The sequence below is a fragment of the Sphingobium sp. genome (genome assembly GCF_048594625.1).
In the GTDB taxonomy this organism is placed as follows: Bacteria; Pseudomonadota; Alphaproteobacteria; order Sphingomonadales; family Sphingomonadaceae; genus Sphingobium.
Genome location: NZ_JBMDWL010000032.1, coordinates 21,107 through 34,298, shown reverse-complemented (window position 1 = coordinate 34,298; position 13,192 = coordinate 21,107). Strand labels below are relative to the sequence as shown.

Sequence of the window (13,192 nt, the reverse complement as noted above, 5' to 3'; positions counted from 1 at the left end):
ACAGGGCGGACATATCCGCTCTAGGTTCGCGGCCACAGGCGGCCCCGATCATGGCGGGCCGGACACAAGAATAAGCAAAGGGTGCCGAATGGCGATTTCGGACAATATGTCTGCCGAGGCAGGGAAGACCTGGCTCGGCCATCCGCGTGGGCTGTATCTGCTCTTCTTCGCGGAAATGTGGGAGCGTTTCTCCTATTACGGGATGCGCGCCATCCTGATCTTCTACCTCACCAAACATTTCCTCTTCGGTGAGGACAAGGCCTATCTGCTGTACGGCGCCTATACGTCGCTGGTCTATATTACGCCGGTTATCGGCGGTTATCTGTCCGACCGTTTTCTTGGCCCGCGAAAGGCGGTGCTGGTGGGCGGCGTCTTCATCGCCATCGGCCATTTCCTGATTGCCGTGACCGAAGGACCGGGGGGGCCGGATCCGCTGTTCCTCAATGGCTTCTATCTGGCGCTGGCCTCCATCATCGTGGGCACCGGCTTTCTGAAAGCCAACATCTCGGTGCTGGTGGGCGAACTGTACGACCGCGACGATCATCGCCGCGATCCGGCCTTCTCCATCTTCTACATGGGCATCAACATGGGCGGGATGCTTGGTCCCGTGGTGTGTGGCCTGCTGGGCGAACTGTGGGGCTGGAGCTGGGGTTTCGGCGCGGCCGGTGTCGGCATGCTGCTTGGCCTCATCATGTTCGTGTGGCTGAAACCATGGCTGCTGGGCAAGGGGGAGCCGCCCGCCCCGCAACAGCTGCGCGCGCCCACGGTCACCGGCCTCAGTCAGGAATGGACCATCTATGTCGCGGCGGCGCTGGGCGTCTTCGCCATCTGGGCGGTGATCCGCTATGCCGAACTTCTGGGTTATGCACTGCTCGGCTTTTCCGCGCTGACGGTCATCTACATCATCTGGCGCACATTCGGCACTTTGGGGAAGGTCGACCGCGACCGCATGTTCGCGGCCCTGTTCCTGATTGCGCTCAATCCGCTTTTCTGGGGCCTGTTCGAACAGACCGGATCGTCGCTCAACATCTTTACCGATCGCAACGTCGACCGCAGCATATTGGGATGGGACGTCCCGGCATCCCTGTTCCAGTCGGTCAATTCGGTCTTCATCATCCTGCTCGCGCCGCTGTTCGCGGTCCTGTGGACCTTCCTCGACAAAAGGCGGCTGGAACCGTCATCGCCCGCGAAGTTCGGCATCGGTCTGATCCTTTGCGGCGCGGGTTTTCTGGTGCTGGTGGGCGGTGCGGCGCTGGCGGGGGAAAATCTGACCCCGGTCATCTTCGTTTTTCTGATTTACCTGCTGCACACCATGGCTGAACTCTGTTTTTCGCCGGTGGGCCTGTCCGCCATGACGCGGCTGGCGGTGCCCAGCATGGTGGGCCTCGTCATGGGCACATGGTTCCTTGCCATGGCGGCGGGCACTTTCATCGCGGGTCTCATCGCTCGCGCCACGGGCAGCGGCGAAGCCGGAAATGTTGCGCAAGTGCTTGACGTCTATACGCAAATAGGCTGGTTCTCGATCATCGTCGGGGGGCTGGTGCTGCTGGTCTCACCCTATGTGAAACGCATGATGCACCTCGACACCACAGCCTCGAACAGGGAGGAACAGGCATGAACAAAGGCGGCAGATGGCTGCTGATGGCGGCGTTGCTGGCGGGCACCGCTACACCGCTGGCAGCAAAGAAGGAAAAGGCGGCGGACGCGTCGCAGGGATCGTCGGCGGAGCCGGAAAATCCCTATCCCTCCACCTATAAAGCCTATCCGGGGCGGCCGACCGCGATCCGCGGCGCGACCATCTTCGACGGTGAAGGGGGACGCATCGACAATGGCGTGGTCTTCCTGAACGAAGGCAGGATCGTGTCCGTGGGCGGGCCGGACACGCCGATCCCCGCCGACATCGCGGTGTTCGACGGCACAGGCAAATATGTCACCCCCGGCGTGATCGACATTCACAGCCATCTGGGCGTCTATGCCTCGCCGGGCGTCGATGCGTTGTCGGATGGCAATGAAATGACCTCTCCGGTCACGCCCCATGTGTGGGCGGAACATAGCATCTGGCCGCAAGACCCCGGTTTCGGCCGCGCGCTCGCCAATGGCGGCGTGACGACGCTTCAGATATTGCCGGGTTCAGGCAATCTGTTCGGCGGCCGCAGCGTGACGGTGAAGAATGTCCCCGCCCGTACCCAGCAGGGGATGAAATTCCCTGGCGCGCCCTATGGCCTGAAAATGGCGTGCGGCGAAAACCCCAAGCGCGTTTACGGCAGCAAGGGGCGTGAACCATCCACCCGCATGGGCAATATGGCGGTCGATCGCCAGACCTGGATCAAGGCGCGCGAATATCAGAAGAAGCGCGCTGCCGGTAAGGACCAGACCCGCGACCTGGGCATGGAAACGTTGGCGGACGTGCTGGAGGGCAAGATCCTCGTCCACAACCATTGCTATCGCGCCGATGAAATGGCCAATGTAATCGATATGTCGAAGGAATTCGGATACAAGATCACCGCTTTCCACCATGCGGTCGAAAGCTACAAGATCGCCGACCTGCTGCGTGAAAACGACATTTGTTCGGCCATGTGGGGTGACTGGTACGGCTTCAAGATGGAGGCCTATGACGGCATCAGGGAAAATGTCCCGCTGGTGCACAGGGCCGGGGCCTGCGCCATCGTCCATTCGGATGATCAGGACGGTATCCAGCGTCTCAATCAGGAAGCGGCCAAGGCATTGGGCGCGGGCCGCCGCATGGGCATCGATATTCCCGATGAAGTGGCCTGGACATGGCTCGCCATCAATCCTGCGCGCGCCATGGGCATTGCGGAACAGACCGGCAGCCTGAAGGTCGGCAAGATGGCCGATGTCGTCCTGTGGAACGGCAATCCGTTCAGCACCTATACCCGCCCCGAAAAGGTGTGGATCGACGGCGCGCTCCTTTATGACAGCAGCAATCCGAAAATGCGCCCGGTGGGTGATTTCGAACTGGGCCAGATCGGCGCGGGAGACGTGAAATGAGCAGGATCGCCCATAAAATTCCGTTCGGTTCGAGCCTGTCGAGAACCCTGGCCTGCGCTTTGGCCATCGCCGCCGCCACCCCCGCTCTGGCCCAGTCCGTCGCCATCACCGGCGCGAAGCTCGCCATCGGCGACGGATCGGAACCGATCGACAATGGCACGGTGGTCATTACCGGTGGCAAGGTCGTTGCGGCTGGCGCGGGGATCGCCGTGCCTGCCGGGGCAAAGACGGTGGATGCAGGCGGCAAATGGGTGACGCCCGGCATCGTTTCGGGCTTTTCCCGCCTTGGCCTTGCGGAAGTGCCTGCGGTTCGCCAGACCAACGACACCCGCGCGACGAAGACGATCTTCTCCGCCGCGATCGATGTCGCGCCTGCGATCAACCCGCTCGCCAACCCGGTTGCGATCAGCCGCACGGCGGGCATCACCCGCGCCGTGGTCGTGCCCGCTGCTGGCACCGGCATCTTCGCGGGGCAGGGCGCATTCGTCGATCTGGGCGCAGACCTCAATCCCGTGACGAAGGCGCGTGCTTTCCAATATGTCGAAATGGGCGAAGAGGGGGCGGATGACGCCGGTGGCAGCCGCGCCGCGATGATTCTGACCTTTCGCACCATGCTGGCGCAGGCGCAGGATTATGCGAAAGCGCCCGCCAGCTATGACGGCAATTCGAAGGATGCACTGCTCAACAGCGTGGATGCAAAGGCGCTTGGTCCGGTCGTCACCGGCGCGATGCCGCTGATGGTGCATGCCGAAAGCGGGCGGGACATATTGGCCGTTCTGTCGCTGCGTCAGGAATTTCCCGCGCTCAAGCTGATCATCGCGGGCGCGACCGAAGGCTGGATGGTCGCATCGCAGCTGGCGGCGGCGAAGGTGCCGGTTATCACCGCGGGTCTTGAAGACCTGCCGTCCAGCTTCGAAAAGCTGGCCGCGACCCAGAGCAATGTGGGCCGCATGGTGAAGGCCGGCGTCGTGGTGTCCATGGGCATGCTGACGGGCGACGATGCGCTGCAACTGCGTGCCGCGACGCAGCAGGCGGGCAATATGGTGGCCCTGACGAAGGTGCCCGGCGCAACCGGTCTCAGCTGGGGTCAGGCGCTGCGCACCATCACCTCCGCCCCTGCCGAAGCGATGGGCATGGGCGACCGTTTCGGCGCGCTCAAGGCCGGTGCGGCGGGCGACGTGGTGATGTGGGACGGCGACCCGCTGGAAATGACCTCCGCCCCGGTCGCCATGTGGATCGACGGCGTGCAGCAGCCGCTGGAAAATCGCCAGACCAAATTGCGCGATCGTTACGCGACACCGGGCGAAGGCGCATTGCCCAAAGCCTATGAATGGTAAGAAGAAAAGGGGGCTGCGGCCCCCTTTTTTTGATGGACGGGTTTCTACCAGTTGTTGCCTTCCATGCGTCGAATTGCGGTGCCTAGTTGCGGACACTTCGTTGAATGGGATAACCATCATCTATGACGCAACTGACAGAGTTAGAGCGAGCAGCAATAGAGGCGATCTTGGCCGAAAAGCCGGAGCATTTCGGTCCGTTGAGCGAGCAGCTTCAATCTGTGACGGTTGAGAAGCGAGAGAATACCGGTGGTGGCTTCTTCACGACAATCTCGGTATCCTCGTTAGCACAAGCCGCAACCGTATCCAGCCCATTGGGACTGAACGTGTATGCAAACATAGATGGCATGGAACACGGCCTTGGGATGCTCCTGTTTTTCGAGCGAGGGCGAATGAGCCTTTTGGAAGGGCATTCTGTCGGCGGGGAAAATACTTCTGCGATCGAGTTTGGGACGGTCGCTTTTGCGATCAACGATTCGCCAGCCACATTGCATGGGAATGTCAGATAGTCGCTACACGCTGCCCACGAGCAGACATTCCGCAACCCACCCAAATCAGCCAATCACCGTCCGCCCTGCGCCTGAAACCATGGCACCATGCGCGCGATGGCATCTTCTACCCGGTCGGTCGATACGGCAAAGCTGAACCGGATGAAGCGGTGTCCGTCCTCCGGATCGAAATCCACGCCCGGCGCAGTCGCCACCCCGGTTTCGCGCAGCAGCTTCTGACAGAAGCTGAGGCTGTCATTGGTCAAATGGCTGATGTCGGCATAGATGTAAAAAGCGCCGTCGGGCGGCGCGATGCTGGCCAGCCCCAATGCGGGCAATGCATCCAGCAGCATTTGCCGGTTGTGCCGGTAATTGTCGACATGCCTTTCCAGTTCGTCGGTGCAGTCAAAGGCGGTCAGGCCTGCGCGCTGCGCCAGCACCGGCGGGGTCAGGAACAGATTGCCCATCCGTGCCCGCGCCGCATCGATCAGGGCGGGCGGCACCACGATCCAGCCCAGCCGCCACCCGGCCATGCTGTAATATTTGGAAAAACTGTTCACGATCACCGCGTCCGGCGCAAATTCCAGCATCGACCGGGCCGGTTCGTCATAACTCAGCCCATGGTAGATTTCGTCGGAAATGATGCGAATACCGCGTTCGGCGCACATTTGTGCGATCCGCGCCAGTTCGTCCGCCGGAATGATCGTACCGGTCGGGTTGGCGGGACTGGCGATGATCAGGCCGTGCGGCGCAGGATCGATCGCGGCCAGCGCATCCGCGCTGATCTGGTATCGTTCGGCCGGGCCGCATGCGACCTCGACCGGCTCCAGATACAGCGCCTTCAGATTGTTGCGATAGGCGACATAGCCCGGCCGCGCCGTCGCCACGCGCGCGCCCGGCGCAAACAGGCTGGTCAGCGCCAGCACCAGCCCCGGCGACGCGCCGCATGTCAGCAATATCTGTTCCGGATCGACCGCAACGCCATGCTTTTCGGCATAATGGCGCGCGATCCGTTCTTTCAGCGCCGGGCTTTCCCAATAACCCATGGCTTCATTGTCCAGCACCTGATGCGCGACGGCGATGGCGTCTGCGGGCGCCCCGGTCGACGGCTGGCCGAACTCCATATGCAGGATGGATCGGCCCTGCGCTTCCAGGGCATGGGCCTCGCGGCTGATTGCGATGGCGTGGAACGGAGAAATTTCGGCAACCATGGAAATGCCCGTAAACACAGCATGGGGCGCCTGCAACCGCGGACCTGATGCGGCGTTGGATAGACATGACCCAAAGCCTGCTCACCGCCTTGCAATATTATGGTGCGGCTGCGTCCACGCTGGCGGCGCTGGCGGTGTCCCTCAACCTTGGTCGTCGCATAACCGGATGGGCATTTGTCCTGTTCATGACCAGCTCGATGGCGCTCATCGTCTGGGGCTTTCTGGATCGCGACAGCGCCGGGATCGGCTGGCAGAATGTCGCGATGCTGGTCATCAATGCGATGGGCGTGTGGCGCTATCTGATCTCCCGCCACAAACCGCGCGACTGAAATTCCCGTTCGTTTGAAGCCTTTCGACGGCCTGCCTGCGGCACGCGCTCAGGACAGGCCAGGGTCGGAAAATGCGGCCTTGCGGCGCAACCCGCGCCCTAAAAGCTGACAGCGAACGAAAGCGCGATCAGCCTTGCGAGATCCAGACTTCGACCGGCACGGCGTCCTGCAACAGCGCCAGCCGGATCGGCAGTTCCTCCACCGCGCCGCCCGCCAGCGCGCGATCGTAGACCGCCTTCTTTTCCGCGCCGCCGATTTGAAGGAATATGTGGCGGCTCTGCAAAATCCCATGCGCGGTCAACGACATGCGCTGATGCGGCGCGACCGGCGGGGTCGCCGCAATGGTCAGCGCGCTGCTCGAAAGCCCTTGCGCCAGTTCAGCGCCTTGCGGGAACAGCGACGCGGTATGCCCATCATCCCCCATGCCCAGCAATATGATGTCCAGCGGCCAGGGCAGGGCGGCAAAATCCGCCTCCACCGCTGCCTGCCCGGCGTAGGCGTCGGCCGCGTCATTCTTCATCGGTACGAAGCGCGCCGCCGCTGCCGGTCCCTGCAACAGGGTTTCGCGCACCAGCCGTTCATTGCTGTCGGCGCTCACCGGATCGACCCAGCGTTCATCGACCAGCGTGACGATCAGCTTTGTCCAGTCCAGCGGCACCTTGCTCAGCGCCTCCAGAACCGGCCGCGGCGACCGCCCGCCCGACACCGCGATGCTGGCGACCCCGCGCGCGGCGATCGCGTCCGACAGGATCGTGGCGATGCGCGTGGCGATGTCGCTGGCGGCCTGCGCCCCGGTGGCGAAAAGATGTTCGGTCGGCATGGGGCTACTCCGCAGTTTCAGGAAGGGTGCAGATGTCGATCCATGTCGCGTCGGTCAAGTCGCCCAGTCGATCGGGCGTCAGTTCCACCGAACTGGTGCGCGATCCCGCCGCCGGAAAGACGGTGGCAAAATCCTTCAGCGACACATCGCAATAGACGGGCAGGGCGGAGAGCAGGCCAAAGGGGCACACGCCGCCCACCGGATGCCCGGTGATCGCCTCCACCTCCTCCGCGCCCAGCATGCGCGGCTTGCCGCCCAGCGCGGCCTTCGCCTTGCCGTTATTCAGCCGCGCGTCACCCCGCGTACACAGCAGCACCACCGCATCGCCCACGCGCAGCGACAGCGTCTTGGCGATCCGCGCGGGTTCGACGCCCAGCGCGGCGGCGGCTTCGACCACGGTCGCGGTGCTGACCCCCTGATCGATGATGGCGATGTCCGGCGCCTTTTCGGCAAAAAAGGCGCGGACGCTCGCCTCGCTCATGTGCGCTCGCTCAGCTTGCGCTCCCAGGCCAGCGCATGGGTCACGATCTGCGTCAGGTCGGCATGGCGCGGTTCCCAGGGGAATTGCGCCATGATCGCGCTGTTGTCGGAAATCAGCGACGGCGGATCGCCCGCGCGGCGGCCTTCCAGCCTGCGCTCGATCGTCATGTTGGTCACGCGGTCCACCGCGTCCAGCACTTCGAGAACCGAAAAGCCTCGGCCATAGCCGCAGTTGAGCAGGTAATTTTCGTCGGGCTTGGCCATCAGCGCTTCCAGCGCCAGCACATGGGCGGCGGCCAGATCGGTGACATGGATATAATCGCGTACCCCCGTGCCGTCGGGCGTATCGAAATCGGTGCCGAACACGCCGACATGACTGCGTTTGCCCAGCGCCGCTTCGACCGCCACCTTGATCAGGTGGGTCGCGCCTGCCGTCGACTGGCCGGACCGTCCCTGCGGGTCCGCGCCCGCGACGTTGAAGTAACGCAGCGCACAAAAGTTCATCGGATGCGCCGCCGCCACATCGCGCAGCATATATTCGGTCATCAGCTTCGACATGCCATAGGGATTGATCGGCCGCTGCGGCGTCGTCTCCCGAACCGGGCTTTCCTCCGGCGTGCCATAGGTCGCGGCGGTCGATGAAAAGATGAAGTGCGGTACGCCCACCTTCACCGCGCTTTCGATCAGGTCGCGGGTCTTCGCGCTGTTGTTATGATAATATTTCAGCGGATTTTCGACCGATTCCGGCACCACGACCGACCCGGCGAAATGCATGATCGCCTTTACATCATGGTCACGCAGCGTCGCTTCGACCAGCGGCTGATCGGCAATGTCGCCCCGTACCAGCGGCACGTCGGACGGCACGGCCCAATCGAACCCGGTGACCAGATTGTCGATCACCACCACGCCATAGCCCGCATCTTTCAGCGCCAGCACCGCATGGCTGCCGATATAGCCTGCGCCCCCCGTGACCAGTACCGTCGGCTTGTTCATAAGAAAAAGGTCTCCCCATCTGCTGATGAGGAGACCTAACCGACAGTCGTTACGATTTATAGCGAAATCATGCTGCGGCGCGGGATGGAAGCGGGCGATAGAATGTCGCGCCGCTGGCCGCCATGTCGCGCAGTTGCTGCGTCGGCGCAAAGCGCGGCCCGTGCGTCGTCGCCAGCCGGTCCAGCACCGCCACGACATGGGCGATGCCGACCGTGTCCATATGGCTGAACGGCCCGCCGGTATAGGGCGCAAAACCCCAGCCGAAAATCGCGCCGATGTCGCCATCCTCCGGCGTTTCCAGCACGCCTTCCTCGAAACAGCGGGCGCATTCGATCAGCTGGCGATAAAGCAGCCGTTCCTTGACCGCTTCCACATCGGGCTGTTTGTCGGCGATCGGGAACAGATCGCCCAGCACCGGCGACAGATGTTTCTTCGCGCCTTCGGGATAGTCATACCAGCCCTTGCCATTTTTGCGGCCCAGACGTCCGGCATCGACCATCTTCACCATGATGTCGTCCGAACCCTGCGGCGTGTAGGCGTCGCCCAGTTCCTTCTTCGCGGCCGTCATGATCTTGACGCCCAGCTCGATCGACACTTCGTCGCTGACGGCCAGCGGGCCGGTCGGCATGCCCAGCTGCTTGCCCGCATTTTCGATAAGCGCGGGATTGACGCCTTCGCCCACCAGCTCCGCGCCTTCCTGCACATAGGTGCCAAAGCTGCGCGAGGTATAGAAACCGCGGCTGTCATGCACGACGATCGGTGTCTTCTTGATCTGTGCGACGAAATCCAGCGCCTTGGCGATGGCGGCCGGACCGGTCTTTTCACCCAGGATGATTTCGACCAGTGGCATCTTCTCGACTGGCGAAAAGAAGTGCACGCCGATGAAATTCTCCGGCTTGCTCCATGCCTGCGCCAGCTTCGTGATCGGCAGGGTGGAGGTGTTGGACCCGAAGATGGTGTCCGCGCCCAGCACGGCCTCGACCTGCTTCGTGACTTCGGCCTTGATGCCGACATCCTCGAACACCGCCTCGATCACGAAGTCCGCGCCCGCCAGCGCCGCATAGTCGGTGGTCGGCGTGATCCGCGTCAGCGTCGCCGCCATTTTTTCGGGCGTCATGCCCTTGCCCAGCCGCTTGGACAGCACGGCTTCGACATGCGCCTTGCCCTTTTGCGCATAGGCCTGATCGCGGTCGAACAGCACGACCTCCATCCCCGCCTGCGCCGCGACGGTGGCGATGCCCGCGCCCATCATGCCTGCGCCCAGCATGGCGAGCTTCGTCGTCGGCGCCTTGGCTTCGTCCTTGGGACGGCGCGCGCCGCGCTCTGCGGCCTGCTTGTTGACGAACAGGGTGCGGATCATGTTCGACGCCTGCGGATCGGCTGCGACCTTGGCGAAATATTTGCTCTCGACCCGGATCGCCCGGTCCATCGGCAGGGTGATGCCTTCATATACCGCCGACAGCAAAGCGATGGGCGCGTTCATGTTGCGCTGCGTCTGCTTCAGCGTCATCGGCAAAGCGCCTGCCATGGTCTGGACGAAGGCGGGATTGAAACCGCCTGCGCCGCCCGGCACCTTGAAACCCTTCACATCCCATGGCTGCGTATGGGCGTTGGGGTTGGCCTTCACCCATTCGCGCGCGGCGTCGAGCGCCGTACCCTGCGGCACCACGCCGTCCACCACCTTCAGCATGGCGGCTTCGGCGGGGCGGAACAGCTTGCCCTGCAACATGTACATCAGCGACGCCTGCACGCCCATGATGCGGGGCAGGCGCTGCGACCCGCCACCGCCGGGGAACAGGCCGATCAGGATTTCGGGCAGGCCCAGCTGCGTCCTGCTGCTGTCGCCCACGAAACGGCGGTGGCAGGCCAGCGCCAGTTCGAAACCGCCGCCCACGCAGGTACCCTCGATCGCGCAGGCAATCGGCTTGCCACTGGTTTCAAGGCGGCGGAACAGCTGGTTCAGCACGAACACCTTGTCGAAGATCGCGGCCGGGGCAGGGCGTTCCCCGTCGCCGGTCGCCAGCATCGACCCGAAAAATTTCAGGTCCATGCCGGCCATGAAGCCGCTGTCCTTGCCCGATGCGATGACCGCGCCCTTGATGGATTCTTCCGACGCGATGCGAGTGATCGCGCTATCCAGATCGGCCAGAAAATCCGGGCCGATGACGTTCATCGACTGGTCCGGTACGTCGATGGTCAGCGTGGCGATGCCGTCGGCGTCGATGTCGAAGTTGATGGTCTGCATGATGAAGCTACCTCTCAATCCCGTTCGCCCTGAGCTTGTCGAAGGGCCGCACTTTTCTTTTTGAAGAATAACAGGGCTTCGACAGGCTCAGCCCGAACGGTGCTTTATATTCGTTTCAAACGCGCTCGATGATGATGCCGGTGCCCATGCCCGCGCCGACGCACAGGTTGATGAGCGCGGTGCCCTTGCCCGACCGTTCCAGTTCATCCAGCGCGGTGCCCAGCACCATGGCGCCCGTCGCGCCCAGCGGATGGCCCATGGCGATCGCGCCGCCATTGACGTTGATCTTGCCATGGTCGAGGTCCATCGCCTGCATGTAGCGCAGCACGACCGACGCAAAGGCTTCGTTCAGTTCCCACAGGTCGATGTCGCCCTGCGTCATGCCGGCCCGCGACAGCAGCTTGCCCGCGACGAATTCAGGCCCGGTCAGCATGATCAGCGGTTCGGACCCGATGGATGCCATCGCGCGGATCTTCGCTCGCGGTTTCAGGCCATATTTCTCGCCCATATCCTTGTTGCCGACCAGCACGGCGGCCGCGCCGTCCACGATGCCGCTGCTGTTTCCCGCATGATGGATATGGTTGACCTTCTCCAGTTCGGGATAGCGCAGCAGGGCGATGGTGTCGAAACCCGGCATATCTTCACCCAATGCTGCGAAGCTGGGTTTCAGCGATCCCAGCGACTGCATGGTCGCGTCGGGGCGCATATGTTCGTCATGGTCTAGCACGACCTGACCGATCACATCCTTTACCGGCACGATGGACTTTGCGAAGCGTCCTTCGTCCCACGCCGCCTTGGCGCGCCTCTGGCTTTCCACGGCATAGGCGTCGGCATCGTCGCGGCTGATGCCAAACTTCGTTGCGATGACGTCGGCGCCGATGCCCTGCGGCGCGAAATAGGTCTTATACGCGACCGCCGGGTCCATCGCCCATGCGCCGCCATCCGATGCCATGGGCACGCGGCTCATCGATTCGACGCCGCCGCCTATGGCGAACATCGCTTCGCCCGAAAACACCTTGGCCGCGGCCATGTTCACCGCTTCAAGGCCCGACGCGCAAAATCGGTTGATCTGTACGCCCGGCACAGTCTGCGCATAATCGGTGTTCAGCACGGCGACGCGCGCGATGTCCGCGCCCTGTTCGCCCACGGGACTGACGCAGCCCAATATCACGTCATCGACGTCGGCGGTGTCGATCTGGCTGCGGTCGCGCACCGCTTCCAACATCTGCGTCGCCAGCTGGATCGGGGTGATCTCGTGCAGCGATCCGTCGGCCTTGCCCCGGCCACGGGGCGTCCTGACGGCGTCGTAGATATAGGCTTCCATGTTCATTCCCTCTCCGTGGGGCCATTATGGCGCTTCGGATTTCGCCGACAAATGTATTTACGTTTACGTAAAGTGCAAGTGTCTATTCTGTTGTTCGCGCCATGCCGTGCATGCCGTAAGGGCAATTTTGCGGCAATCGTGCGATTGTCCACTTCGCTGTCGCACATCCTGTCTTTCAACACGCGAATCTTCATGGCATTTCATGGCGATGCGTATCGCAATCCTGTCCGACATCCATGGCAATATCGCGGCGCTGGACGCCGTGCTGTCCGACATAGTGCGGCGCGATGTCGATCGGATCGTCAATCTGGGCGACATCATGTCCGGTCCGCTCTTTCCCTGCGCCGTCGCCGACCGGCTGATGCCGCTTGGCCTGCCCACGATCAGGGGCAATCATGAACGGCAATTGCTGACGCAGCATCCCGACCGGATGGGCGCGTCGGATCGCCATGCGCATGATATGCTGGAACCCCGCCATCGTGAATGGATGGCGGACCTGCCCGAACAGCTGTGGCTGGCCGACGATGTGCTGATGGTTCACGGCGCGCCGGGTGACGACCTGTGCTACTGGCTGGAAAGCATCGACCCGCCCGGCCTGCGCCCCGCGACGGCGCAGGAAGTGGAGGGGCGGGCAGGGGGCGTCACCGCGCCGCTGATCCTGTGCGGGCACACCCATATCCCGCGCATCCATCATCGCCCCGGCGGCGGGCTGATCGTCAATCCGGGGAGCGTCGGCCTGCCCGCCTATGACGATGTCCATCCCGTCCCGCACAGGGTGGAAACGGGCACGCCCGATGCCCGCTACGCCATTGCGACGCGGACGGACCGTGGCTGGCAGGCGACCCTGATCGCTTTGCCCTATGATCATGAAACAGCTGCCCGTGCCGCCGAAAGCCGGGGCCGGGCCGACTGGGCCGCCGCCCTGCGCACGGGCCGCGTCTGAAAAGTTGCGCCCCGGC

12 protein-coding genes are annotated in these 13,192 nt (G+C 63.1%); 6 read left to right on the top strand and 6 right to left on the bottom strand.

Annotated elements, in window-relative coordinates; genetic code table 11:
* The first annotated feature begins 106 nt into the window (after positions 1 to 106).
* From ACOJSJ_RS04165 to ACOJSJ_RS04150, 4 genes are all read left to right on the top strand, one after another.
* Positions 107 to 1,618, top strand: a complete 1,512-nt coding sequence (locus tag ACOJSJ_RS04165) for a peptide MFS transporter (RefSeq protein ID WP_420143729.1) — start codon at positions 107 to 109, stop codon at positions 1,616 to 1,618.
* A complete protein-coding gene (locus tag ACOJSJ_RS04160) occupies positions 1,615 to 3,009 on the top strand; it encodes an amidohydrolase (protein WP_420143728.1) in 1,395 nt (464 codons plus the stop codon). The genes ACOJSJ_RS04165 and ACOJSJ_RS04160 overlap by 4 nt, the downstream gene beginning before the upstream one ends.
* Entirely contained in the window at positions 3,006 to 4,346 is a 1,341-nt protein-coding gene (locus ACOJSJ_RS04155; RefSeq protein WP_420143727.1) for an amidohydrolase family protein, read from the top strand. Before ACOJSJ_RS04160 ends, ACOJSJ_RS04155 begins: the two co-directional genes overlap by 4 nt.
* A 122-nt stretch (positions 4,347 to 4,468) precedes the next feature.
* The gene (locus tag ACOJSJ_RS04150; RefSeq protein ID WP_420143726.1) at positions 4,469 to 4,852 is read left to right on the top strand and encodes a hypothetical protein; all 384 of its coding nucleotides are present in this window, start codon (positions 4,469 to 4,471) and stop codon (positions 4,850 to 4,852) included.
* 53 nt (positions 4,853 to 4,905) lie between these two features.
* On the opposite strand, the gene ACOJSJ_RS04145 is transcribed toward ACOJSJ_RS04150, so the two are convergent.
* Entirely contained in the window at positions 4,906 to 6,042 is a 1,137-nt protein-coding gene (locus tag ACOJSJ_RS04145) for an aminotransferase class I/II-fold pyridoxal phosphate-dependent enzyme (RefSeq protein WP_420143725.1), read from the bottom strand.
* A gap of 65 nt (positions 6,043 to 6,107) precedes the next feature.
* Between ACOJSJ_RS04145 and ACOJSJ_RS04140 the strand changes: the two genes are divergently transcribed.
* Positions 6,108 to 6,371 carry a hypothetical protein gene (locus ACOJSJ_RS04140; RefSeq protein ID WP_420143724.1) on the top strand — a complete coding sequence of 88 codons (264 nt, stop codon included), beginning with the start codon at positions 6,108 to 6,110 and terminating at the stop codon, positions 6,369 to 6,371.
* A 127-nt stretch (positions 6,372 to 6,498) separates the two neighbouring features.
* Here ACOJSJ_RS04140 and pgl read toward each other — a convergent pair whose 3' ends face one another.
* The 5 genes from pgl to ACOJSJ_RS04115 all read right to left on the bottom strand — a co-directional run bounded on the left by pgl (position 6,499) and on the right by ACOJSJ_RS04115 (position 12,233).
* Positions 6,499 to 7,191: a 6-phosphogluconolactonase gene (gene pgl / locus ACOJSJ_RS04135; RefSeq protein ID WP_420143723.1), complete on the bottom strand. Its 693-nt coding sequence runs from the start codon at positions 7,189 to 7,191 to the stop codon at positions 6,499 to 6,501.
* Between the two features lie 4 nt (positions 7,192 to 7,195).
* A complete protein-coding gene (locus tag ACOJSJ_RS04130) occupies positions 7,196 to 7,672 on the bottom strand; it encodes a YbaK/EbsC family protein (RefSeq protein WP_420143722.1) in 477 nt (158 codons plus the stop codon).
* Positions 7,669 to 8,664 carry a UDP-glucose 4-epimerase GalE gene (gene galE, locus ACOJSJ_RS04125; RefSeq protein WP_420143721.1) on the bottom strand — a complete coding sequence of 332 codons (996 nt, stop codon included), beginning with the start codon at positions 8,662 to 8,664 and terminating at the stop codon, positions 7,669 to 7,671. Before galE ends, ACOJSJ_RS04130 begins: the two co-directional genes overlap by 4 nt.
* Before the next feature lie 67 nt (positions 8,665 to 8,731).
* A complete protein-coding gene (locus tag ACOJSJ_RS04120) occupies positions 8,732 to 10,909 on the bottom strand; it encodes a 3-hydroxyacyl-CoA dehydrogenase NAD-binding domain-containing protein (protein ID WP_420143720.1) in 2,178 nt (725 codons plus the stop codon).
* Positions 10,910 to 11,024: 115 nt separating this feature from the next.
* Positions 11,025 to 12,233 carry an acetyl-CoA C-acetyltransferase gene (locus ACOJSJ_RS04115; protein ID WP_420143719.1) on the bottom strand — a complete coding sequence of 403 codons (1,209 nt, stop codon included), beginning with the start codon at positions 12,231 to 12,233 and terminating at the stop codon, positions 11,025 to 11,027.
* Positions 12,234 to 12,441: 208 nt separating this feature from the next.
* Between ACOJSJ_RS04115 and ACOJSJ_RS04110 the strand changes: the two genes are divergently transcribed.
* Positions 12,442 to 13,176 carry a metallophosphoesterase family protein gene (locus ACOJSJ_RS04110; RefSeq protein WP_420143718.1) on the top strand — a complete coding sequence of 245 codons (735 nt, stop codon included), beginning with the start codon at positions 12,442 to 12,444 and terminating at the stop codon, positions 13,174 to 13,176.
* Positions 13,177 to 13,192: the final 16 nt, after the last annotated feature.

What these genes read in the sequence shown, in the direction of transcription:
- ACOJSJ_RS04165 (WP_420143729.1), top strand. Translation starts at nt 107, where the DNA reads ATGTCTGCCGAGGCAGGGAAGACCTGGCTCGGCCATCCGCGTGGGCTG.
- ACOJSJ_RS04160 (WP_420143728.1), top strand. Translation starts at nt 1,615, where the DNA reads ATGAACAAAGGCGGCAGATGGCTGCTGATGGCGGCGTTGCTGGCGGGC.
- ACOJSJ_RS04155 (WP_420143727.1), top strand. Translation starts at nt 3,006, where the DNA reads ATGAGCAGGATCGCCCATAAAATTCCGTTCGGTTCGAGCCTGTCGAGA.
- ACOJSJ_RS04150 (WP_420143726.1), top strand. Translation starts at nt 4,469, where the DNA reads ATGACGCAACTGACAGAGTTAGAGCGAGCAGCAATAGAGGCGATCTTG.
- ACOJSJ_RS04145 (WP_420143725.1), bottom strand. Translation starts at nt 6,042, where the DNA reads ATGGTTGCCGAAATTTCTCCGTTCCACGCCATCGCAATCAGCCGCGAG.
- ACOJSJ_RS04140 (WP_420143724.1), top strand. Translation starts at nt 6,108, where the DNA reads ATGACCCAAAGCCTGCTCACCGCCTTGCAATATTATGGTGCGGCTGCG.
- pgl (WP_420143723.1), bottom strand. Translation starts at nt 7,191, where the DNA reads ATGCCGACCGAACATCTTTTCGCCACCGGGGCGCAGGCCGCCAGCGAC.
- ACOJSJ_RS04130 (WP_420143722.1), bottom strand. Translation starts at nt 7,672, where the DNA reads ATGAGCGAGGCGAGCGTCCGCGCCTTTTTTGCCGAAAAGGCGCCGGAC.
- galE (WP_420143721.1), bottom strand. Translation starts at nt 8,664, where the DNA reads ATGAACAAGCCGACGGTACTGGTCACGGGGGGCGCAGGCTATATCGGC.
- ACOJSJ_RS04120 (WP_420143720.1), bottom strand. Translation starts at nt 10,909, where the DNA reads ATGCAGACCATCAACTTCGACATCGACGCCGACGGCATCGCCACGCTG.
- ACOJSJ_RS04115 (WP_420143719.1), bottom strand. Translation starts at nt 12,233, where the DNA reads ATGGAAGCCTATATCTACGACGCCGTCAGGACGCCCCGTGGCCGGGGC.
- ACOJSJ_RS04110 (WP_420143718.1), top strand. Translation starts at nt 12,442, where the DNA reads ATGCGTATCGCAATCCTGTCCGACATCCATGGCAATATCGCGGCGCTG.